An 18870-nucleotide genomic window follows, 5' to 3' on the forward strand; every position below is an offset into this window, starting at 1 on the left:
GCAGTCCGCCGGCGCACGGCACCGTCGAGGCATACGGAGCCGAGCCGCCCGGGGTGTCCCGTGCTGCCCGCTCCCGCAGGGAGAGGCACCCGCCGATCATGAACGTCGTCCGCCGCAGCGCAGCTGCCCTGGCAGCCATAGCCGTGATCGGCGCCGCCGCGCCGGCCGTCGCCGCGTCCCCTTCGCCGTCGCCGTCGGCCGCGCTGCCCGACGGCCTCTACGGCACCACCGACCCGAAGTACGACGGCGTCTGGCGCCAGTCGCTGGCGCTGCTCGCGCAGGACGCGGTGGGCGTGCGGCCGGCGCCGAAGGCCGTGGACTGGCTGGTGGGGCAGCAGTGCGCGAACGGGGCGTTCGCGCCGTTCCGCGCGGACGCCGCCCACGCCTGCGACGCCAAGGCGATGGTCGACACCAACAGCACGGCCGCCGCCGTCCAGGCCCTCGCGGCGCTCGGCGGCCACGGCGCCACCACCGGCAAGGCGGTCGCCTGGCTGAGGACCGCGCAGAACGAGGACGGCGGCTGGGGCTACGCGCCGGGCGGTCCGAGCGACGCCAACTCCACCGCCGTCGTCATCGGCGCGCTCGCCGCCGCGGGCGAGCAGCCCGCGCGGGTCACCAAGGGCGGCAAGTCCCCCTACGACGCCCTGCTGACGTTCGCCCTGCCCTGCGGCGGCCAGGACGCGGGCGCCTTCGCCTTCCAGCCGGACAAGAAGGGCGGGCTCGCCGCCAACGCGGACGCGACCGCCGCGGCCGTGGTGGGCGCGCTCGGCAAGGGGCTGACCGGGGCGGCCGTCAAGCCGTCCGGCACCGCCACGGCGTGCCGGGACGCCCACGATCCCGGGCAGGCGGCGCGCAACGGCGCCGCGTACCTCACCAGGGCCCTGGCGAAGGACCACCACCTGACCACGGCGCTGCCCGGCGCCAAGCCCCAGCCCGACTACGGCAACACCGCCGACGCCGTCCTCGCCCTCGCGACCGCCGGCCAGGGCGACCGGGCGGCCGGCGCCGTGCGCTGGCTGGAGGCGAACGCCGGGCCGTGGGCGAAGCAGGCCGGACCGGCCGCGTACGCGGAACTGATCCTCGCCGCCCGGGCGTACGGGGCCGACGTGCACGACTTCGGCGGGCGGGACCTGGTGCGGCTGCTGAACGCGACGGGTCCGCAGCCGGCCTCCTCCGCCGCCCCGGCCGCGTCCTCCGGCAGGAAGGCGGCCTCGGCCTCCGACTCCGACTCCGGCTTCCGATTCACCGTCTGGTGGGTCCTCGGCGGGCTCCTCCTCGTCGCCATCGGCGCCGGCGCCGGCTTCCTGTTCTGCCGCCGCGGCAAGAGGTGACGGCCGTGATCCGCCGCTGCGCCGTCCTGTTCACCGCGTTGCTGCTGGCACTGGCCGCCAGCGGTCAGGCCCACGCCACCGGTTACCGCTACTGGTCCTTCTGGGACCACGCCGCCGGGCACTGGACCTACGCCACCCAGGGCCCCGCCACCGCCCGCCCCTCGGACGGCGACGTCCAGGGCTTCCGCTTCTCGGTCAGCGAGGACTCGGGCGACGCGTCGAAGCCGCGCGGGACGACGTCGTTCCGGGAGATCTGCGCGCGGACCCCGGCCCGGGAGGGCGAGAAGCGCGTGGCGCTCGTCCTCGACTTCGGCACGGCGGCGGACGCCCCGTCCGGTGAGACGCCCCCGGCGGGGCGTACGGCCTGCGCGCGAGTGCCCGCCGGCGCCACGACGGCCGACGCCCTGGCCTCGGTGGCGAAGCCGCTGCGCTACGACACCAACGCCCTGCTGTGCGCGATCGCCGGGTATCCGCGCAAGGGGTGCGGGGAGCAGGTCGGCGGCGGGAGCGAGCCGGCGGCCGCCCCCGCGAAGGCGGCGAAGGGCGGCAGCGGCCCGTCCGTGGGCCTGTTCGCCGGGGCGGGCGCGGTCGTGCTGCTGGCTGCGGCAGCGGTGTGGCAGGCGCGGCGACGCCGGCATGGCTAGGGCGTGTTCCGAAAGTGGCGCCGTCCGCCCGCAGGGCGGGCCCGGCGGCGTCCGGTGCGTGCGATCGCAGGGCGGAGGGTCGCCCCGACACTGGAGGTATCGGGGTGATCCCGGCAACGCGGCGAGCGTGCGTGCCAGGCGTCGCCGGGCAGGCGGGACTTTCGAAACACGCCCTGGCCGGCCGGCGCTGCACCCCGGTGCCTGGTGGCTGTGGTCGCTCGGGCTCGGCACGGCGGCCACCCGCACCACCAACCCCCTCCTGCTCGCCCTGCTCATAGCGACGTCCGCCTACGTCGTCGCCGCCTGCCGCTCCCGCGCCCCCTGGGCCCGCTCCTACTCCGCGTTCCTCAGGCTCGCCCTCGCCGTCCTCGCCGTCCGCCTCTTCTTCGCGGTGGCCCTCGGCTCCCCCGTTCCCGGCACGCACGTGATCGTCACCCTCCCCGAAGTCCCCCTGCCGCACTGGGCGCAGGGCATCCGCCTGGGCGGCCGGATCACCGCCGAATCACTCGTCTTCGCCTGCTACGACGGCCTGAAGCTGGCCACGCTCCTGATCTGCGTCGGCGCCGCGAACTCCCTCGCCAACCCCTCCCGCCTGCTGAAGTCCCTCCCGGGCGCCCTGTACGAGACCGGGGTCGCGGTGGTCGTCGCGCTCACCTTCGCCCCGCACCTCATCGCCGACGTCCAGCGGCTGCGCGCCGCCCGCCGGCTGCGCGGCCGCCCCGACAGCGGCATCCGCGGCCTGCTGCACGTCGGACTGCCGGTCCTGGAGGGCGCGCTGGAGCGGTCGGTCGCCCTGGCCGCCGCGATGGACGCCCGCGGCTACGGCCGCTCCGCCGACGTCCCACCCGCCGTACGCCGCACCACCGCCGCCCTCACCCTCGGCGGCCTGCTCGGCGTCTGCGTGGGAACGTACGGACTGCTGACCGCCGAGGGCGGCGTCTACGGCCTGCCGCTGCTGCTCACCGGGGTCGCCGCGGCGCTGGCCGGCCTCAGCCTGGGCGGCCGCCGCAGTCTGCGCACGCGCTACCGCCCCGACCGCTGGGACGCGCGCGCCTGGCTGGTCGCCGCCTCCGGCGCCGCGGTCGCCGCGCTGCTCACCCTCGCCGCGGCCGGCGATCCGGCGGCGCTGCACCCGGGCGTCGTCCCGCTCTCCGCCCCCGCCCTCCCGCTGTGGCCCGCCGCGGCCGTCCTGCTCGGCCTGCTTCCCGCCCTCATCGCCCCCGAGGAGCCGTCGTGATCCGGTTCGAGGATGTCTCCGTGACGTACGACGGCGCGGCCGAACCCACCGTGCGCGGCGTCGACTTCGAGGTACCGGAGGGCGAACTGGTGCTGCTGGTCGGCCCGTCGGGGGTCGGCAAGTCCACCCTCCTCGGCACGGTCAGCGGCCTGGTGCCGCACTTCACGGGCGGCACGCTGCGCGGCCGGGTCACGGTCGACGGCCGCGACACCCGCACCCACAAGCCCCGCGAACTGGCCGACGTCGTCGGCACGGTGGGCCAGGACCCGCTCGCCCACTTCGTGACGGACACGGTCGAGGACGAACTCGCCTACGGGATGGAGTCGCTCGGTCTCGCGCCGGAGGTGATGCGCCGCCGGGTCGAGGAGACCCTCGACCTGCTCGGCCTGACCGACCTGCGCGCCCGCGCCCTGGCCACCCTCTCCGGCGGCCAGCAGCAGCGTGTGGCCATCGGCTCGGTGCTCACCCCGCATCCGCGGGTGCTGGTCCTGGACGAACCGACCTCGGCGCTGGACCCGGCGGCCGCGGAGGAGGTCCTGGCCGTCCTGCAGCGCCTGGTCCACGACCTGGGCACGACGATTTTCATGGCCGAACACCGCCTGGAGCGCGTCATCCAGTACGCGGACCAGGTCGCTGTGATGCCGTCGCCGGGAGCACCGCCCCGGCTCGGCACTCCGGCCGGGATGATGGCCGTGTCACCGGTCTGCCCCCCGGTGGTGGCCCTGGGCCGGCTGGCCGGCTGGTCCCCGCTGCCGCTGACGGTGCGGGACGCGCGGCGCCGGGCGCCCGAGCTGCGCGCGCGGCTCGCCCGGCCCGCGGGCGACGGCGCCTCCGGGGCGACTCCCGGCCCGGAGGCGGTCGCCACCCGTCCGGCGCCGGCCGGCGCCGCGTCCCCGCACCGGGCCCCCGCCGGCCGGTGGCGCATCACCCGCCGCGGGCGCACCGCCCCCTCCGACACGCCGTCCGCCGTCGCCGACGTCCGCTCCCTCTCGGTCCGCCGGTCCCCCGTGCAGGCCCTGCGCGACGTGAACCTGACCGTCGCCCCCGGCGAGACCATCGCCCTCATGGGCCGCAACGGCGCGGGCAAGTCCACCCTCCTCAACGCCCTCGTGGGCCTGGTCGCCCCCACCGCAGGCGAGGTCCTGACCACCGGCGTGACCCCGCACCGCACGGCTCCCCAGGACCTCGTGCGCCGCGTGGGCCTCGTCCCGCAGGAACCCCGCGACCTGCTCTACGCGGACACGGTGGGAGCCGAGTGCGCCGCCGCCGACCGCGACGCCCGGGCAGCGGCCGGCACCTGCCGCGCCCTGGTCTCGGACCTGCTGCCCGGCATCCCCGACGACACCCACCCGCGCGACCTCTCCGAGGGCCAGCGCCTCACCCTCGCGCTCGCGGTCGTCCTCACCGCGCACCCGTCCCTGCTCCTCCTGGACGAACCGACCCGGGGCCTGGACTACGCGGCGAAGGCCCGCCTCGTCACCCTGCTGCGCGCTCTCGCCGCCGAGGGCCACGCGATCGTGCTCGCCACGCACGACGTGGAACTGGCCGCCGAACTGGCCCACCGGGTGGTGCTGCTCGCGGAGGGCGAGGTGATCGCCGACGGCCCGACCGCCGAGGTGGTCGTCTCCTCCCCTTCCTTCGCCCCCCAGGTCACCAAGATCCTGGCGCCCCAGGAGTGGCTCACGGTCGCCCAGGTACGCGAGGCGCTGCGATGACCGCGCGAGCCGGACAGGCTCCCCGGGCCAGAGCCATCCGCCTGGGCCCCCGGTCCGTCATCGCCCTCGCGCTGGTGAGCGCCATCGGCGTCGCCGCCTTCGGCTGGCCCTTCCTCGCCCCGCCCGACTCCCGGCTCGGCGCCCACGCCCAGGACGCCCCGTGGCTCTTCGCGGGCCTTCTGGTCCTGCTCGTCGCCGTCGTCTCCGCCACGATCGCCGAGTCCGGGCTCGGCCCGAAGGCCGTGGCCATGCTGGGCGTGCTCGCGGCGACCGGCGCCGCCCTGCGCCCGATCGGCGCCGGAACCGCCGGCATCGAGCCGATGTTCTTCCTGATGGTGCTGAGCGGGCGGGTCCTGGGCCCGGGGTTCGGCTTCACCCTGGGCTCGGTCACGATGTTCGCGTCGGCGCTGCTGACGGGCGGGGTCGGCCCGTGGATGCCGTTCCAGATGCTGGCGATGGGCTGGTTCACCATGGGCGCGGGGCTGCTGCCGGGCCCGGACCGGCTGCGCGGCCGCGGCGAGACCGGCCTCCTGGCCGCCTACGGCTTCTTCGCCTCCTTCGCCTACGGCACGATCATGAACCTGGCCGGCTGGCCCTTCATGGGGGCGCTCGCCTCGGGCATCGCCTTCGACCCGCACGCGCCCGTCCCCGCCAACCTGGCCCGTTTCCTCGCGTACTGCGCGGCGACCTCGCTGGGCTGGGACACGGGCCGGGCCGTCGTCACGGTGGTGCTCACGCTCACGCTCGGCCCGACCGTGCTCAAGGCGCTGCGCAGGGCCACCCGCCGGGCCGCCTTCGAGACCGCGGTCACATTCGAACCCCGTTGAACGGTGAACCGCCCCACATGACCCACGTCACTCACTACTTCCCTTAGTAGTGCATTTCGGACGCCATGTCCACGGCAAAATAGCGCCTGACCTGCACTTTGAGAGGCCGATCACACCCGCCCCGCACCCCCCAGATGCGACGACAACTAGTAAAAGGGGGCATTGCGGACGCCATCCGGGCCTGTTTCTCTGGACGGCGTCGCACGGCGCCGACGTGCCCCCAGGGCCTCGGCGCCGACGCATGCCCCGGCCTGCGAGCGGCATCCCGTCCCCGACGCAAAGGTTCCCCGTGACTGTCTCCCGCATCGTCCGCCGCTTCTCCTCGCCGAAGAAGGCCCTCGCCTCCGCCGCCGTGGCCGCCGCCACCGCCGGCATGGTGCTGACCGCGGCTCCCGCCCACGCCGCCACCACCGCCTCCGCCGCCCAGGCCAGGTCGATCGCGCACCAGATGATCCCCAGCGCCGCGCAGTACAACGCCTTCAGCAAGATCGTCGAGCACGAGAGCGGCTGGAACGTCACCGCCACCAACTCCTCCTCCGGCGCCTACGGCCTGGTCCAGGCCCTGCCGGGTTCGAAGATGGCCACGGCCGGCCCGGACTGGAAGACCAGCGCCAGGACCCAGATCAAGTGGGGCCTGAACTACATGAACTCCCGCTACGGCAGCCCCGTCGGCGCCTGGTCCTTCTGGCAGACGCACGGCTGGTACTGAGCCGCCCCGCCCCGATCCGGCCCGCCCAGATCAGCCCCGCCCAGATCAGCCCCGCACCGATCAGCCCCGTACCGATCCGGCACGGGGAGCCCGGGTCCCGCCCGGGTCGGTCCGGCCCGACCGTGATCCGGTGGTCCCCCGGCCGCCCTCGGCCGGCCGTACGGTCGCGGCCGGCCTCATGAGCCGCCGCGCCTGCGGTAGGTGAGGCCGAAGTCCCGCTCGTAGGGGGCCGTGCCGTCCTGGGCCGTCTCCCAGGCGCCGCGGATCGTGCCGCCGTCCGGGCTCAGGTGCCCGACATACCGCTGCCGGAACGCGAGCGGTGAGAAGTCCGGCTTCTCGCGCAGGAGTTGCCACACACCGTCGGCGAAGGTCATGGCGTACAGCCGTACGACGCCGCGCGAGTCGTAGTAGTGCTGCGTGTAGCCGCCGGTCTCCGGGTCCACGGCGATGACCGCCATGGCGTCCGGCGCCGGAGCGGGTGCCTCCGTCCGCTGGACGAGGTACTGCCGTCCCAGGGCCCACTCGAAGACGCTCCGCCCGGGCGGCACCTCCAGCCCCGGAAACTCCGCCTCCACCACCCACTCCCCGACCAGGACGTCCAGCCGGTCCAGCGCTGCCTGCCGTTCCGTCGCATCCACCGCGACCACCTCCCTGTCACAGGACAGACGCCGGCGGCGCGCGGAACTCATCGGTCCGGCAGCTCCAGCCGCGCCGTGCGCAGGTCCCGCTCGCCGGGATGCCGGGTGCGGTTGCCCACCGTCGCGCCCGCGGTCTCCTCGGGGCGGCCGATCTCGAAGCCCAGGCTCCGCAGGAAGCCCAGCCCCGGCTCCCAGGTGCCGGGGCACGTGGCGACGACGGTCCGCATGCCGCGCCCGGCGGCCTCCCCGATCAGCCGCCGCGCGACCCCCGCCCCCACTCCCCGCCGCCGGGCCCCGGGCGCGACGAGGAACACCCCGACCGAGCAGCTGCCCGCCTCGGGAAAGCGGTCGACGAGGTCGGCCAGGCCCACGACGTCCCCGCCCCGGCACAGCACCAGCAGCCGCTTCTGCTCGAAGTCCGCGCCCTCGGGCAGCGCGTAGTACAGACTCTGCACGTCCGCCGGGAGCGCCGGTGCCCCGGTGGCCGCGACGAAGTAGTCCTCGCAGGCGGCGAACAGCCGTCCCACGCCCGCCTCGTCCTCCGGCCGCATCTCCCGTACGGTCACCGGGCCGCCGTCCGCGGCCGCGATCTCCTCCATGGTGGTTCACCCGCCCCGCGCGTCCGTTCCCTGCGGGCGGCCAGGGTAGTGCGCGCGGCGCGCCGTCCCGGCCGTGGGACGGCGCTCCCGGCGCGACTGGCCGGTCCTACGCCTGCTGCGCCACACCGCCCTCCTTCGCCGTTCTGCGCGATCTCCACTCCTTGCGGAAGACGTACACGCGCAGGGCGCCGACCGCCAGGAACAGCAGGCCGATGCCGCCCCTGGCCAGGCCTCCCGCCGTGAAGAACCAGTAGAAGGCGAGGCCGGAGAAGGAGAGGCAGATCGCGAGGACGAGCGGTTCGCGGATGTAGAAGGGCAGGACGCGGAGGATGACGTTGATCAGCACCGGCCAAGTTGAGCAGTCCGCGTCAAGCCCGGCAAGTCGTTTGTCACAGTCGCTGGAGGATCGTCCCGGTGGCCAGGCCGCCGCCCGCGCACATCGTGACGAGGGCGAACTCCTTGCCGGTGCGCTCCAGTTCGTGCAGGGCGGTGGTGATCAGCCGTGCCCCCGTCGCGCCCACGGGGTGCCCGAGGGCGATCGCGCCGCCGTTGACGTTGACCTTCTCCAGGTCCTGCTCGAAGACCTGCGCCCAGCTCAGCACCACGGAGGCGAACGCCTCGTTGATCTCGACGACGTCGATGTCCCTGAGCGACATGCCGGCCTTGCCGAGCACCGCGCGCGTCGCGTCGATCGGGCCGTCCAGATGGAAGTGCGGATCGGCGCCGACCAGCGCCTGGGCCACGATCCGCGCCCTCGGCCGCAGCCTCAGGGCGCGCGCCATCCGTTTCGACGCCCACATGACGGCGGCCGCGCCGTCGCTGATCTGCGAGGAGTTGCCCGCCGTGTGGACGGCGGTGGGCATGACCGGCTTCAGGCGGGCCAGCGCCTCCATCGACGTGTCGCGCAGCCCCTCGTCGCGGTCGACCAGGCGCCACATGCCCCCTCCGGCCCGCTGCTCGTCCTCGGTGGTCGGGACCTGGACGGCGAACGTCTCCTTCTTGAACCGCTCCTCGGCCCACGCCACGGCGGCCCGCTCCTGCGAGATCAGGCCCAGCGAGTCTACGTTCTCCCTGGTCAGGCCGCGGTGGCGGGCGATGCGTTCGGCCGCCTCGAACTGGTTGGGCAGGTCGACGTTCCACTCGTCGGGGAACGGCTTGCCGGGTCCGTGCTTGGAACCCGATCCCAGCGGCACCCGCGACATCGCCTCGACCCCGCAGCTGATGCCCACGTCGATGACGCCCGCCGCGATCATGTTGGCCGTCATGTGCGAGGCCTGCTGCGAGGACCCGCACTGGCAGTCGACCGTCGTCGCCGCCGTCTCGTAGGGCAGCCCCATGGTGAGCCAGGCCGTGCGCGCGGGGTTCATGGACTGCTCGCCGGCGTGGGTCACCGTGCCGCCGACGACCTGTTCGACCGCGTCGGCGGGGATGCCGGTGCGGCCGAGGAGTTCACGGTAGGTCTCGCCCAGGAGGTAGGCGGGGTGCAGGTTGGCGAGCGCTCCGCCGCGCTTGCCGATGGGGGTGCGTACGGCTTCGACGATCACGGGTTCCGCGGCCATGGTGGGGGATCCTCTCCTCCGGTACCCGCGCGGCGCGGGGGCGTCCCGGCCGGCCCCGCCACGCTGAACTAGTACGTGTTCTAGTTCTGAGTGCAGTCTGCTGACCCCGCGGTCACAACCGCAAGGGTCGTGCACGTAATTCAGCGCGCCGCACCTCTTGCCTCTTATAGAACCCGTTATTACCTTCACGGCAAACCTGATGGAGCGTCAGAACACAGGCGGGAGTCGCCGATGCCCTGTCCAGCTCTCCCCGAAGGGTTCGACTTCACCGATCCCGACCTGCTGCACCGCCGCGTGCCCCTGCCGGAGTTCGCCGAGCTGCGGCGGGCCGAACCGGTCCGCTGGATCCCCCAGCCGGACAACGTCGCCGGCTTCCGGGACGAGGGGTACTGGGCCGTCACCCGGCACGCGGACGTCAAGTACGTCTCCACCCACCCCGAGCTGTTCTCCTCGTACCTCAACACGGCGATCATCCGCTTCAACGAGCACATCGAGCGCGACGCGATCGACATGCAGCGGCTGATCCTGCTCAACATGGACCCGCCCGAGCACACCCGCGTCCGCCAGATCGTGCAGCGCGTCTTCACCCCGCGCGCCATCCGGGCGCTGGAGCAGCGGCTGCGCGACCGCGCCCACGCCATCGCGCGCGGCGCCCGCGCCCAGGACGGCACCTTCGACTTCGTCACCGAGGTCGCCTGCGAACTGCCCCTGCAGGCCATCGCCGAGCTCATCGGCATCCCGCAGGACGACCGGGCCAAGATCTTCGACTGGTCCAACAAGATGATCTCCTACGACGACCCGGAGTACGCCATCACCGAGGAGATCGGCGCCGAATCGGCCACCGAGCTCATCGCCTACGCCATGAACATGGCCGCCGACCGCAAGCAGTGCCCGGCCAAGGACATCGTGACCACGCTGGTGGCGGCGGAGGACGAGGGGAACCTCAACTCCGACGAGTTCGGCTTCTTCGTGCTGATGCTCTCCGTCGCGGGCAACGAGACCACCCGCAACGCCATCACCCACGGCATGCACGCCTTCCTGACCCACCCCGACCAGTGGGAGCTGTACAAGCGGGAGCGGCCGCGGACCGCCGCCGAGGAGATCGTGCGGTGGGCGACCCCCGTCAACGCCTTCCAGCGCACCGCCACCCAGGACCTCGAACTCGGCGGCAAGCGGATCAGGAAGGGCGACCGCGTCGGCATCTTCTACGCCGCCGCCAACCACGACCCCGAGGTCTTCACCGACCCCGGCGCCTTCGACATCCTCCGCGACCCCAACCCCCACCTCGGCTTCGGCGGCGGAGGCCCGCACTACTGCCTCGGCAAGTCCCTGGCCGTCCTGGAGATCGACCTGATCTTCGACGCCATCGCCGACGCCCTGCCCGGCCTGACCCTGTCCGGCGACCCCGACCGCCTGCGGTCCGCCTGGATCAACGGCGTCAAGCACCTCCGGGTGCGGGCCGGCTGACGATCTCGGGCCGGCGGCGTCCCGGAGCCGCCGGCCCGTTTCCGCACGGCTGTGCGGTCGGTCAGCCGGGCGAGGGTTCCTTCGCCGGCACCGGTTCCCCGCGGACCGCCACGGAGACGGCCGGTCGCGCCCGCGGTCCCTGGAAGAGGTACGACAGGCCCAGGCCCGCGGCCACGACCGCCGCGCCGCCCACCGCGTCCAGCACCCAGTGGTTGCCGGTCGCCACGATCGCCGAGACCGTGAAGAGCGGGTGCAGCAGGCCGAGCGCCTTCATCCACCACCTGGGCGCGATGACCGCGATCACCACCCCGCACCACAGCGACCAGCCGAAGTGCAGCGAGGGCATCGCCGCGTACTGGTTGGTCAGCGCGGTGAGGGTGCCGTAGTTCGGCTTGGAGAAGTCCTGGACGCCGTGGACCGTGTCGATGATGCCGAGGCCGGGCAGCAGGCGCGGCGGGGCCAGCGGGTAGAGCCAGAAGCCGACCAGGGCCAGCAGCGTGGCGAAGCCCAGGGACGAGCGGGCCCAGCGGTAGTCGACCGGGCGGCGCCAGTACAGGACCGCGAGCACGGTCAGCGGGACGACGAAGTGGAAGGACTCGTAGTAGAAGTCGAAGAAGCCGCGCAGCCAGTCGACCTTGGCCACGGCGTGGTTGACCCAGTGCTCGATGTCGATGTGCAGGAAGCGCTCGATGCCGAGGATCTGGTGGCCGTGGTGCTCCGCGCGCACCCGCCCGGCCTCGTTGGAGCCACCGGTCGCCGCGAGCCTGACCTGCTGGTACGCGGCGTAGGTGACGCGGATCAGCAGCAGTTCCAGCAGCAGGTTCGGGCGGCTGAGGACCCGGCGCAGGAACGGCAGCAGCGGTACGTGCCTCAGCCGCGCCGGCACCGGGGCGGCGTACTCGGTCGGGACCGGCGCCTGGTAGTACGGCGAGGTACGGGACAGGAACGGCACGACGGTCGCCGCGGCGAGGGCGGCGAGCAGGACGACGTCGTCGCGCAGGGTGTACAGCGCCGACATGTTCGGCAGGATCATCTTCGCGGGCAGCGTCATCACCAGCACGACCGCGACCGGCCACACGTACCGGTCGGAGGCGCGCCTGCCGACCCGCCCGACGACCGCGAGCAGCACCCACAGCAGCTGGTGCTGCCAGGTGGTCGGCGACACGGCGATCGCCGCGCAGCCGGTGACGGCGACCGCGAGGAGCAGCTGCCCGTCGCGGGCGTAGCGCACGGCGCGGCGCACGCCGAGGAAGGCGACCGCGGCGGCGAGGGTGAAGAAGAGGGCGATCTCCAGCGGGCCGGTCAGGCCCAGCCGCAGCAGGCCGCCGTGCAGGGACTGGTTGGCGAGGTCGTCGGCCGGTCCGCCCAGGCCGGTGCCCGCCATGTGGTGCACCCAGTAGGCGTACGAGTCGTGCGGCATCGCCGCCCACGCGAGCGCGGTGCAGGCGGCGAAGGTGACGCCGGTGGAGACGGCGGCCCGGCGGCGGCCGGTGAACCACAGCAGGGGAGCGAAGAGCAGCACGGTCGGCTGGAGGGCGGCGGCGACGCCGATGAGCAGGCCGCTGGCGCGTTCCCCGCGGACGATGAAGCAGCCGACCAGGACCAGCAGCACCGGCAGGATACTGATCTGGCCGAGCCAGAGGGCGTTGCGCACGGGCAGCGACAGCATCAGCAGGCTGACCGCGACCGGCGCGGCCAGCAGCGAGGCCCGTCTGCTCACCGGCTGCGGCAGCGCACGGCCGGCCACCAGGCCGAGCGCGACGACCAGCAGCAGCGTGCCGAAGGTCCAGCCCCAGCCGAGGGCCTGTGCGGCGGCGCGGGTGAGGGGCTTGAGGACGAGACCGGCGAAGGGTGTGCCGGTGAACTGCGTGGAGTCGTAGAGCGACCCGTTCACGTGCAGGACGCCGTTCGGCCCGACCCAGGTCTCCAGGTCCGTCAGCCGGTCGCCTCTCGGGGTGCCGAGGACCACGGCCACCTGCCGCACGGCGAGGACCGCGGCGATCAGCCACAGACCGAGGCGCGCCGCGCGCACGCGGCCTCTGACGCCGCCGACGGCCGTCGCCCCGAAGACTTCCGCCGGTCGCCCGCTGTGCTCCACGTCCGCCACGCCCCGTCGGCCTCCCGCCCCGTTCGTCGCTGTGTTCTGTGCCCCCTGGGAGAGACGCACGCTACTCCGCCTTCACCTGGCGTCCGTCCTCCTTTTGTCGGAAAGACGATAGTGCGCCGGGGGGCCGGTTGCCCGCGTCGGACGCGAGAAGCGTCACACCGGAGGACCGGCACCGGGGAGCGACACGGAGGCGTACGGGCCGGTGGCACGGCATTCGGATGCCGTGCGCAACGACTCGTGCCGCTCCCGCGGGCCCCGACCGGCGCATACTGGGACGCGGTGGCCCGGCTGCCCGGAGGCCGGGCCGAGCCCTACGAAAGGCGCAGGTGCATGAGCCAGCCGCAGCTGTGGGACGACGTCGACGAGTACTTCACCGCCCAGCTCGCGCCGAACGACGAGGCCCTCGACGCGGCCGCGCGCGACAGTGCGGCGGCCGGCCTCCCACAGGTCGCGGTCACCGCGCCGCAGGGCAAGTTCCTGCAGCTGCTCGCGCAGATCCAGGGCGCCCGCACCATCCTGGAGATCGGCACCCTCGGCGGCTACAGCACCATCTGGCTGGCTCGCGCGCTGCCCGGGGACGGCCGGCTGGTCTCGCTGGAGTACAGCGCCCGGCATGCCGAGATCGCCGCCCGCAACATCGCCCGCGCGGGCCTCGACCGGATCGCCGAGGTGCGGGTGGGCCCCGCCCTGGAGTCGCTGCCCAAACTGGCCGACGAGAACCCCGCGCCCTTCGACCTGGTCTTCATCGACGCCGACAAGGCCAACAACCCGCACTATGTCGACTGGGCGCTGCGGCTCACCCGCGCGGGCAGCCTGATCGTCGTGGACAACGTCGTACGGAACGGCCGGGTCGCCGACGCGGACAGCACCGACCCGGACGTCGTCGGCAGCCGCGCCGCCATCGAACTGATCGCCCGTCACCCGCGGTTGACCGGCACCGCGATCCAGACGGTCGGCAGCAAGGGCCACGACGGCTTCGCGCTCGCGCGCGTGCTGGCGTGACCCTGCCCGCGGATCCGGTCCGGGACCGCCCCGTTCAGAACTCGTGGTAGAAGCCGATGTTGACGCTGCGCGGCGCGCTGCGGTCCTGCACGACGATCTCACCGTGGCCGCCCCGGGGCAGCGCCACGGCCCCGCCGTAGACCAGAGGCTGGGCGTACTCCCCGACGACCAGGCGGACTTCGGAGGAGGGGTCGGGCTGCGAGCCGCGCAGCCAGGTCACCTGCCAGGTCCCCTCCGGGCCGCACCGGAACTCCAGGTGGACCCGCGAGACGAACAGCCAGTCGTCGGGGGTGGCCAGCCGGCACACGGACTTGTCCCGGCCCACCCGCAGCACGGCACCCGCCTCGCTCGGCGCATCGGCCATCAGCATGCCTGCCGTGGCCCCCTCTTCCCCGGAGACGGTGGCCATGGTCAGTTCGAGCACGCGCTGCTCCTCTTGAAGTGTCGTGACACAGCGGCGGCATACTAAATCGCCCGGCCACGCCGCGTCCGGCACAATGGAGTCATGACCGAGCGAAAGCCACCGGGCGTCCCGTTCGAGTCCTGGGTCGACAAGCAGATCCGTGACGCCGAGGGGCGCGGAGAGTTCGCCCGGCTGCCCGGCGCGGGCAAGCCGCTGCCCGCCGACACCTCGTACGACGAGCTGTGGTGGATCAAGGCCAAGATGGCCCGCGAGGGCCTCTCGGTGCTGCCACCTGCCCTTGCCCTGCGCAAGGAGGCCGAGGACGCGCTCGCGGCGGCGTACGCGGCGCCCTCGGAGCGGATCGCGCGGAAGATCGTCACCGAGGTCAACGTCAAGATCCGCGACATGATGTTCAAGCCGCCGCCCGGCCCCCCGCTCGGGATGAAGCCCTACGACGTCGAAGAGGTCGTACGGCAGTGGCGGGAGCGCCGGACGGCGGCGGACGGGTCACCCGCGTAGCCCGGGGCCGTGGCCGAGGCGACCGCCGGCCGGCGCAGCCGGGCCGGCCGCCGCACGGATCGGCCGTTACGCACGGATCAACCGTGCAGAAGTCGTTGCGCGAGTTCCCGGTAGTCCCGCAGGGCCAGCCGGAGCTGTTCGGTGTCGGGGTGCGTGACCTGCTCCGCCTCGTCCTCCTGCCACGACGTGCGCAGGGTGCGGCGGCGCCGGGTGAGCGCCTCCGTGAAGCGGCCGGCGATCTCCTCGACCACGTGGTCGGCCTCCGCCACGGCCTCCCTGGGGCCGTCGACGAACCCGGACACGGCGTTGCGCAGCCGCAGTTCGAGCTTGTCGCACTCGTCGTGCGCCAGCAGACGGGCGGAAGAGCCGTCGCCGACGTGCCCGGCGTCCTCGAAGTCCGTCGTCGCCCTGGTGCCGGGAGCCGGCGCCTCGGGGTCGCTCACCTCGTGCGGGGTCGGGGCCACGATCCTGTCGTGTCCCGGCGGGGTCCCGCGGTCCGCGGCCCCGCCCGTGCCGGGCCCGGTCGTCGCGTCCGTCATGTCGTTCAACTCCCCTTCGCGTGACGTCGGTTGAGGGCCCACGGCAGAGGGCTGCGGCTCTCGCGCCGGCCGTGCGCACGGTCCGTGCGGTCCGTGGTCCGCGCCGGCGGCCTCTCGGTCGCCGTACCGCCGTCGTGGCCGGCGGTGCGGCCCTCCGGCGCGGTCAGTTCCTCGAAGAGCGCCCGGGCCTCGACCATGGCCTCGCGCATCTCCTCCGTGTCGGCCCGGTCGCCGTCCTGCCCGCTCACACCGGCGCGGGCGACGCGGTGGACGTGCCGGTAGCCGTGGACGTGGTGCGCGTGGTGGACGGAGAGCGCGGCGAGCTGCTCCTCGTACCTGCCGCCGTCCGGGAAGCCGCGCACGGCGGCCAGCTCCGCGAGCAGCCGGTCCGCCTCCGTCACCGCCTCCCGCGGCGCGTCGACGAACCGCTCCTGCGCGGCCGTCCAGCGGGCCGCGAACTGCTCCCGCTGGGCCGGCTCCAGGGGCCGCTCGCGCAGCGAACCGTGCCGCTCCACGCGCTCGGCCAGCTCGCGCTCGGCTGCCGTGGTGTCCCCGTCGTGCCGGGCGAGCGTCCGGTCGTACTCGGGGCCGAAGCGCCGCTTCAGGTCCCGGCCGCCGTGCGCGCCGCGGGCACGCAGGGTGAGGGCGGCCGCGACTACGACCACGGCCGCCGCGATCACGATCAAAGCGATGATCAAGCCTGTGGACATGGGTGCCTTCCGATGGGGTCGGCCCGATCGGGCCGGTTCTCCGTTCGGGTTGCCCGGAAGGCCCCGCCCAAACGGGCGTGCGAAACGGAGACCCGGGCGACGGACCCCACGGTCCCCGTCCCGCACATCCCCCACGGTCCCGGTCCCGCTTATTCGGTTGCGGGCGGTGCGCCGCGCCCGCCGACAATGGCGGGCATGAGCTGGACCATCGCCCCCGAGCCCTACGGCTCCCCCGCCGCCCTCGCCCTCTGGCGGGCTTACTACACCGAGGTCAGCGACCGGTGGTACCTGCTGCACGAGGGGCGGCGGACCGGCCCGGAGGAGCTGGAACGGGAGATCGCCGCCCGTTCCGGGTCCGAACTCGCGCCGCCCACCGGTCAGTTGCTCGTCGCGTGGTACGACGGTGAGCCGGCCGGCTGTGCCGGGGTGCGGCTGCTGGACGCGGCGACCGCCGAGCTGACCAGGGTCTTCGTGGACCAGGAGAGGCGCGGCAGGGGCGGCGCCCCGCTCCTGGTGCGCGCCGCCGAGGACGCCGCCCGGGACCTCGGCGCGGGGCTGATGGTCCTGGACACCCGCGGCGATCTCGTCGAGGCCCGCGCCCTGTACGCGCGGCTCGGCTACGCGGAGTCCGAGCCGCACAACGACGACGTCTACGCCGAGCACTGGTTCCGCAAGGACCTCACCCGGCCTGTTCCGGCGCACCGCTGTGCGGCTGCTCACGATCCGAGCCGCACAGCTCCTCGTTGAGCTCGCCGACCAGCTGGGTGAGGTCGGTGGGACGGTCCGGGCCCCACCAGTCGCCGAGGAGCTCCGCCAGCGACTCCTCGCGTGCCCGCGCGAGCCGTTCGGCCGTCGCCAGGCCGGGCGGGGTCAGGACCAGGTCCAGGCCCTCCCGTTCGGCCAGGCGGCGCTCCTCGACCTGCCGGGCGGCGGCGATGACGACCTGGATCGGCACCGAGGTGCGCTCGGCGAGCACGGCCGGCTCGACCCAGCCGTACTTCTTGATCCGCAGCAGCAGCCAGCTCGCCGCGGGCAGCAGGTCGTAGCCCGCGCGCTCGGTGATCCTGACGTAGATCTCCCGGCGGCCCTCGCGGGTGCCGAGCACGGACAGGGCGCGGCACACCTCGTCGGCGGAGGAGCGCTCGACCGGGTTGCTGGCGAGCGTCTCCGTGATGTCCGGTGCGGTGACCGAGCCGCGCAGCTTGTCCTCCTTGAGGAACCAGGCCAGCACGAAGCCGAGCAGGGCGACGGGCGCGGCGTAGAGGAAGACGTCGGTGATGGACGCCGCGTAGGCGTGCAGGGCGGCCGGGCGCAGCGCGGGCGGCAGCGAACCGATGCCGCGCGGGTCGGACTTGAGCGCGTCCGGCGAGACGCCCGCCGGCAGCCGTACGCCCCGGAAGGCGTCCGCCAGCTGGGTGCTGAGCCGGCTCGCGAAGACGGTGCCGAAGATGGCGACGCCGAACGAGGCGCCGATGGAGCGGAAGAAGGTCGCGCCCGAGGTGGCGACGCCGAGGTCCTCGTAGGAGACCGCGTTCTGCACGATGAGCACCAGCACCTGCATGACCAGGCCGAGTCCGAGGCCGAAGACGAAGAAGTCCGCGCTCATCACGGCGGTGGAGCTGTTCTCCTCGAGCCGGTGCAGCAGCAGAAGTCCGATCGTGGTGACCGCCGTGCCGGCGATGGGGAACACCTTCCAGCGGCCGGTGCGGCTGACGATCTGCCCGGACACGGTGGACGACAGCAGCATGCCGAAGACCATCGGCAGCATGTACACGCCGGACATGGTCGGCGTGACGCCCCGGACGACCTGGAGGAAGGTCGGCAGATAGGTCATCGCGCCGAACATGGCGAAGCCGACGATGAAGCTGATGACCGCGGAGAGGGCGAAGGTGCGGATGCGGAACAGCTTCAGGGGCAGCACCGGCTCGGCCGCCCTGCGCTCCACGGCCACGAACGCCGCCCCCAGCACGACGCCCAGCACGATCAGGCCGATGATCTGCGGCGAGCCCCAGCCCCAGGTGGTCCCGCCGAGCGAGGCGACCAGGATCAGGCAGGTGGCGACCGAGGCGATGAGGAGTGTGCCGAGGTAGTCGATGACGTGCCGCGTGGACCTGCGCGGGATGCGCAGGGCGGTCGCGATCACCGCGAGGGCGACGACGCCGACGGGCAGGTTGACGTAGAAGACCCAGCGCCAGCTGAGGTGTTCGGTGAACAGGCCGCCGAGCAGCGGGCCCAGCACGCTCGTGGCGCCGAAGACGGCGCCGAACAGCCCTTGGTAGCGGCCGCGTTCGCGGGGTGGGACGACGTCCCCGACGATCGCCATCGACAGCACCATCAGCCCGCCGCCGCCCAGGCCCTGCACCGCCCGGAAGGCGATCAGCTCGGGCATGTTCTGTGCCATTCCGCACAGTGCCGAGCCGACCAGGAAGATCACGATCGCGGTCTGGAACAGCTTCTTGCGCCCGTACTGGTCGCCGAGCTTGCCCCACAGCGGGGTGGCGGCCGTCGAGGCCAGCAGATACGCGGTGACCACCCAGGACAGGTGCTCCAGGCCGCCGAGGTCGCTGACGATGGTGGGCAGCGCGGTCGACACGATGGTCTGGTCGAGGGCGGCGAGCAGCATCCCGAGGAGCAGCGCGCCGATCGAGACCAGCACGTTCCCGGACACGTGCTCCTGAGCGGCGCTGCCCTTTCGCGGGGGCTCGGCGGGTGGCTGTGCGTCTCGCACGTCTCCCGTCCTACCGTGCGCATCCCCGGCCATGAAGACCTCCCGAGGCTCTCGTTACACGTCCATGGTGATCGGTATGACCGTTTACGGCCTGTCGAGTCCTGTTGGAACGCAATATTCCGGGGGTCGGCGAGAA

The 18870-nt window shown here is 73.6% G+C and carries 19 protein-coding genes; 10 read left to right on the plus strand and 9 right to left on the minus strand.

Translation table 11 applies throughout. The features are described 5' to 3' along the window. Positions 1-98: 98 nt before the first annotated feature. The 6 genes from ACJ9NR_RS12415 to ACJ9NR_RS12440 all read left to right on the plus strand — a co-directional run bounded on the left by ACJ9NR_RS12415 (position 99) and on the right by ACJ9NR_RS12440 (position 6463). Entirely contained in the window at positions 99-1331 is a 1233-nt protein-coding gene (locus ACJ9NR_RS12415) for an SCO2321 family membrane protein (RefSeq protein ID WP_412487597.1), read from the plus strand. Positions 1332-1336: 5 nt separating this feature from the next. Continuing rightward, positions 1337-1975, plus strand: a complete 639-nt coding sequence (locus ACJ9NR_RS12420; protein ID WP_412487598.1) for an SCO2322 family protein — start codon at positions 1337-1339, stop codon at positions 1973-1975. A 127-nt stretch (positions 1976-2102) separates the two neighbouring features. Continuing rightward, positions 2103-3212: an energy-coupling factor transporter transmembrane component T gene (locus ACJ9NR_RS12425; protein ID WP_412487599.1), complete on the plus strand. Its 1110-nt coding sequence runs from the start codon at positions 2103-2105 to the stop codon at positions 3210-3212. Next, positions 3209-4927 carry an ABC transporter ATP-binding protein gene (locus ACJ9NR_RS12430; RefSeq protein ID WP_412487600.1) on the plus strand — a complete coding sequence of 573 codons (1719 nt, stop codon included), beginning with the start codon at positions 3209-3211 and terminating at the stop codon, positions 4925-4927. The genes ACJ9NR_RS12425 and ACJ9NR_RS12430 overlap by 4 nt, the downstream gene beginning before the upstream one ends. Continuing rightward, positions 4924-5754 (plus strand): ECF transporter S component, encoded by an 831-nt coding sequence (locus ACJ9NR_RS12435; protein ID WP_412487601.1) that lies wholly within the window; start codon positions 4924-4926, stop codon positions 5752-5754. Before ACJ9NR_RS12430 ends, ACJ9NR_RS12435 begins: the two co-directional genes overlap by 4 nt. A gap of 289 nt (positions 5755-6043) precedes the next feature. Next, positions 6044-6463: an aggregation-promoting factor C-terminal-like domain-containing protein gene (locus ACJ9NR_RS12440; protein ID WP_412487602.1), complete on the plus strand. Its 420-nt coding sequence runs from the start codon at positions 6044-6046 to the stop codon at positions 6461-6463. A gap of 176 nt (positions 6464-6639) precedes the next feature. On the opposite strand, the gene ACJ9NR_RS12445 is transcribed toward ACJ9NR_RS12440, so the two are convergent. The 4 genes from ACJ9NR_RS12445 to ACJ9NR_RS12460 all read right to left on the minus strand — a co-directional run bounded on the left by ACJ9NR_RS12445 (position 6640) and on the right by ACJ9NR_RS12460 (position 9259). Next, complete coding sequence (locus ACJ9NR_RS12445; RefSeq protein WP_412487603.1) at positions 6640-7101, minus strand: hypothetical protein; 462 nt, start codon at positions 7099-7101, stop codon at positions 6640-6642. A gap of 47 nt (positions 7102-7148) precedes the next feature. Further along, entirely contained in the window at positions 7149-7700 is a 552-nt protein-coding gene (locus ACJ9NR_RS12450; RefSeq protein WP_412487604.1) for a GNAT family N-acetyltransferase, read from the minus strand. Between the two features lie 106 nt (positions 7701-7806). After that, positions 7807-8046, minus strand: coding sequence for a hypothetical protein (locus ACJ9NR_RS12455; protein ID WP_412487605.1), 240 nt, complete (start codon positions 8044-8046; stop codon positions 7807-7809). Positions 8047-8089: 43 nt separating this feature from the next. Further along, positions 8090-9259: a steroid 3-ketoacyl-CoA thiolase gene (locus tag ACJ9NR_RS12460; RefSeq protein ID WP_412487606.1), complete on the minus strand. Its 1170-nt coding sequence runs from the start codon at positions 9257-9259 to the stop codon at positions 8090-8092. A gap of 231 nt (positions 9260-9490) precedes the next feature. Here ACJ9NR_RS12460 and ACJ9NR_RS12465 point away from each other — a divergent pair, with 231 nt between their 5' ends. Beyond that, the gene (locus tag ACJ9NR_RS12465; RefSeq protein ID WP_412487607.1) at positions 9491-10726 is read left to right on the plus strand and encodes a cytochrome P450; all 1236 of its coding nucleotides are present in this window, start codon (positions 9491-9493) and stop codon (positions 10724-10726) included. A gap of 61 nt (positions 10727-10787) precedes the next feature. On the opposite strand, the gene ACJ9NR_RS12470 is transcribed toward ACJ9NR_RS12465, so the two are convergent. Beyond that, positions 10788-12833 carry a bifunctional glycosyltransferase 87/phosphatase PAP2 family protein gene (locus ACJ9NR_RS12470; protein ID WP_412487608.1) on the minus strand — a complete coding sequence of 682 codons (2046 nt, stop codon included), beginning with the start codon at positions 12831-12833 and terminating at the stop codon, positions 10788-10790. Positions 12834-13163: 330 nt separating this feature from the next. Between ACJ9NR_RS12470 and ACJ9NR_RS12475 the strand changes: the two genes are divergently transcribed. Beyond that, positions 13164-13835 carry an O-methyltransferase gene (locus tag ACJ9NR_RS12475; RefSeq protein ID WP_412487609.1) on the plus strand — a complete coding sequence of 224 codons (672 nt, stop codon included), beginning with the start codon at positions 13164-13166 and terminating at the stop codon, positions 13833-13835. 34 nt (positions 13836-13869) lie between these two features. On the opposite strand, the gene ACJ9NR_RS12480 is transcribed toward ACJ9NR_RS12475, so the two are convergent. Then, complete coding sequence (locus ACJ9NR_RS12480; protein ID WP_412487610.1) at positions 13870-14259, minus strand: FHA domain-containing protein; 390 nt, start codon at positions 14257-14259, stop codon at positions 13870-13872. A gap of 81 nt (positions 14260-14340) precedes the next feature. Between ACJ9NR_RS12480 and ACJ9NR_RS12485 the strand changes: the two genes are divergently transcribed. Continuing rightward, positions 14341-14757 carry a DnaJ family domain-containing protein gene (locus ACJ9NR_RS12485; protein WP_412487611.1) on the plus strand — a complete coding sequence of 139 codons (417 nt, stop codon included), beginning with the start codon at positions 14341-14343 and terminating at the stop codon, positions 14755-14757. 77 nt (positions 14758-14834) lie between these two features. Here ACJ9NR_RS12485 and ACJ9NR_RS12490 read toward each other — a convergent pair whose 3' ends face one another. Together ACJ9NR_RS12490 and ACJ9NR_RS12495 are read right to left on the minus strand one after the other, a co-directional pair. Further along, the gene (locus ACJ9NR_RS12490) at positions 14835-15296 is read right to left on the minus strand and encodes a hypothetical protein (RefSeq protein ID WP_412487612.1); all 462 of its coding nucleotides are present in this window, start codon (positions 15294-15296) and stop codon (positions 14835-14837) included. A gap of 5 nt (positions 15297-15301) precedes the next feature. Beyond that, a complete protein-coding gene (locus ACJ9NR_RS12495; protein ID WP_412487613.1) occupies positions 15302-16006 on the minus strand; it encodes a hypothetical protein in 705 nt (234 codons plus the stop codon). 195 nt (positions 16007-16201) lie between these two features. Between ACJ9NR_RS12495 and ACJ9NR_RS12500 the strand changes: the two genes are divergently transcribed. Further along, positions 16202-16753, plus strand: a complete 552-nt coding sequence (locus ACJ9NR_RS12500; RefSeq protein ID WP_412487614.1) for a GNAT family N-acetyltransferase — start codon at positions 16202-16204, stop codon at positions 16751-16753. Here the strand turns inward: ACJ9NR_RS12500 and ACJ9NR_RS12505 are convergent. Continuing rightward, on the minus strand, positions 16686-18767 hold the full coding sequence (locus ACJ9NR_RS12505) for a DHA2 family efflux MFS transporter permease subunit (RefSeq protein ID WP_412487615.1): 2082 nt from the start codon (positions 18765-18767) through the stop codon (positions 16686-16688). The genes ACJ9NR_RS12500 and ACJ9NR_RS12505 overlap by 68 nt on opposite strands. Positions 18768-18870 lie beyond the last annotated feature (103 nt).

It is taken from the genome of Streptomyces sediminimaris, assembly GCF_047049295.1.
In the GTDB taxonomy this organism is placed as follows: Bacteria; Actinomycetota; Actinomycetes; order Streptomycetales; family Streptomycetaceae; genus Streptomyces; species Streptomyces sediminimaris.

Coding starts and splice junctions, on each gene's coding strand:
- ACJ9NR_RS12415 (WP_412487597.1), top strand. CDS start 99: ATGAACGTCGTCCGCCGCAGCGCAGCTGCCCTGGCAGCCATAGCCGTG.
- ACJ9NR_RS12435 (WP_412487601.1), top strand. CDS start 4,924: ATGACCGCGCGAGCCGGACAGGCTCCCCGGGCCAGAGCCATCCGCCTG.
- ACJ9NR_RS12450 (WP_412487604.1), bottom strand. CDS start 7,700: ATGGAGGAGATCGCGGCCGCGGACGGCGGCCCGGTGACCGTACGGGAG.
- ACJ9NR_RS12460 (WP_412487606.1), bottom strand. CDS start 9,259: ATGGCCGCGGAACCCGTGATCGTCGAAGCCGTACGCACCCCCATCGGC.
- ACJ9NR_RS12465 (WP_412487607.1), top strand. CDS start 9,491: ATGCCCTGTCCAGCTCTCCCCGAAGGGTTCGACTTCACCGATCCCGAC.
- ACJ9NR_RS12475 (WP_412487609.1), top strand. CDS start 13,164: ATGAGCCAGCCGCAGCTGTGGGACGACGTCGACGAGTACTTCACCGCC.
- ACJ9NR_RS12485 (WP_412487611.1), top strand. CDS start 14,341: ATGACCGAGCGAAAGCCACCGGGCGTCCCGTTCGAGTCCTGGGTCGAC.
- ACJ9NR_RS12490 (WP_412487612.1), bottom strand. CDS start 15,296: ATGACGGACGCGACGACCGGGCCCGGCACGGGCGGGGCCGCGGACCGC.
- ACJ9NR_RS12495 (WP_412487613.1), bottom strand. CDS start 16,006: ATGTCCACAGGCTTGATCATCGCTTTGATCGTGATCGCGGCGGCCGTG.
- ACJ9NR_RS12500 (WP_412487614.1), top strand. CDS start 16,202: ATGAGCTGGACCATCGCCCCCGAGCCCTACGGCTCCCCCGCCGCCCTC.
- ACJ9NR_RS12505 (WP_412487615.1), bottom strand. CDS start 18,767: ATGGCCGGGGATGCGCACGGTAGGACGGGAGACGTGCGAGACGCACAG.